Source organism: Kitasatospora sp. NPDC001119, from assembly GCF_053598475.1.
Window position 1 is genome coordinate 1 of record NZ_JBSFKI010000095.1, and the last position, 2,320, is coordinate 2,320.

The 2,320-nt window shown below is 69.3% G+C and carries 1 protein-coding gene; it reads right to left on the reverse strand.

The window, feature by feature from the left end:
- The coding region (locus ACWDD9_RS43805; protein ID WP_449814783.1) for a condensation domain-containing protein at nucleotides 1-2,223 on the reverse strand (2,223 nt) is incomplete at its 3' end.
- Nucleotides 2,224-2,320: the final 97 nt, after the last annotated feature.

Sequence of the window (2,320 nt, forward strand, 5' to 3'; positions counted from 1 at the left end):
CAGATACGTCCCCACCAACGCCCGATGCGGCGCCACCACACCCTTCGGCCGACCCGTCGAACCCGACGTGAACATCACACACGCCACATCCTCCGGACCCACCACCACCGACGGCACCACCACCCCGGCCGACTCCTCCGCCGGTTCCCAGGGCGAATCCATCCACAGCACACGCTCGGCGATCCCCTCGACGGACTCCCGCAGCCCCGTACTCGACACCACCAGACCCACGCCCGCCTCGGCCACCACCAACGCCGACCGCTCCCGCGGGAACTCCGGATCCAACAGCGTGTAACCACCACCCGCCTTCAACACACCCAACAACGCCACCACGAGATCCGCCCCACGCCCCAGGCAGACCCCCACCAACCCACCCCGCACCACACCGGACTCCACCAACCGCGCGGCCATCCGATCCGACAGAACATCCAACTCCCCGTACGACAACCGGCGATCACCATCCACCACCGCCACCGCACCCGGAGCCCGCACCACCTGCTCCCCGAACAGCCCCGACACCGTCCCCGCCGGCACCGGACCCCCACCACCACCCCACCCCGACACAACCAACTCACGCTCGCCACCCACCAACACCTCAACCGACCCCACCGAACCGTCCGGATTCGCGACCATCGCGGCCAGCACCCGGCGCAGGCGCTCCGCGAAGGTGGTGACGGTGCCGTGGTCGAAGAGGTCGGCGGCGTAGCGCAGTTCGGCCCGGATGCCGGCCGGCCTGTTGGCGGCGTCGTGGCTCTCGGAGAAGCTCAGGTTGAGGTCGAACCGGGCCGGGGCAGCCACAGAGCACTCCGGCTCCACGACCAGGCCCGGGAGTTGGAGACTGCACTCGCTGTTGTTCTGCAGGACCAGCATCACCTGGAACAACGGGTGCACCGAGGCGGAGCGGACGGGGTTCAGCTCCTCCACCAGGCGCTCGAACGGCAGGTCCTGGTGGGTGAACGCCGCCAGATCCGTATCCCGGACCCGACCCAGCAACTCACCGAAGGTCGGCGCACCCGACACATCCGTCCGCAGCACCAGCGTGTTCACGAAAAACCCGACCAGCTTGTCCAACGCCTCATCCGAACGCCCCGCCACCACCGTGCCGATCGGAATGTCCGTCCCCGCGCCCAGGCGCGACAACAGAGCCGCCAGGCCCGCGTGCAGCACCATGAACAGCGTCACGCCGTGCCGACGCGCCAACCCCTCCAACTCCGCATGCAGCTCCGCGTCCAGCCCGAACTCCACCAGACCACCCGCACGCGAAGCCACCCCCGACCGAGGACGGTCCAACGGCAGCGCCACCTCCTGCGGCGCATCCCGCAACACCTCCGACCAGTACGCCAACTGCCGCTCCAGCACCCCACCCAACAGACCCTGCTGCCACAACGTGTAATCCGCGTACTGCACCGGCAACGGCGACCACTCCGGAGCAACCCCCGCCAACCGAGCCCGATACGCCGACGCCACCCCCTCCCACAACGGCTCCATCGACCAACCGTCACTCGCGATGTGGTGCAAGGTCACCACCAGCACCGACTCACCCTCGGCAACCGTGAACAGCACCACCCGCAACGGCAGCCCGGTGGACAGGTTGAACGCGGCGAGGGCCTCCGCGGAGATCCGCTCCGCCAGCTCCTCCACCGTGCACGGCTCGGCCCTGAACGGCACCTCGACGTCCCCGGCGGGCAGCACCACCTGGCGGGGCTGTCCGTCGACCGCCGGATAGACCGTCCGCAGCGCCTCGTGCCGCCCGACCACGTCACCGATCGCCCCGCGCAGCGCCTCCACGTCCACTGCCCCGTGCAGCCGGAACACGAACGGGCTGTTGTACGTCGCGGAAGCGCCCTCCAACTGGTCCAGGAACCACAGCCGCTGCTGCGCGAACGACAGCGGCAGCACCTCCGGCCGCTCCCCCGCCACCAGCGCCGGACGCGCCGGACGCCCCTCCTTCAGCTTCTCCGCCACCCGGGCCACGGTCGGGTTCCGGAACAGGTCCCGGATGCCGAGCTCCGCGCCGAGCGTGCTGCGGATGCGGCTGATCAGCCGGGTCGCGATGACCGAATGGCCGCCCAGGGCGAAGAAGTTGTCATCGACTCCCACCGACGGCAGCCCGAGGACCTCGGCGAAGAGGCCGCACAGGAGCTGTTCCTGCGCCGACTCGGGAGCGCGACCGCCCTCGGCCGTGTCCTTCTGCCCGGTCGTGGGTTCCATCTGCTGAGCCATGACATCCATACCTTTCTTCGTGGGATCGTTCTGGTCATTCGTAAGATCAGGGCACCCAGGGATGCCGGGTGTGGCTGTCATGTCATTGCCGCGTCCG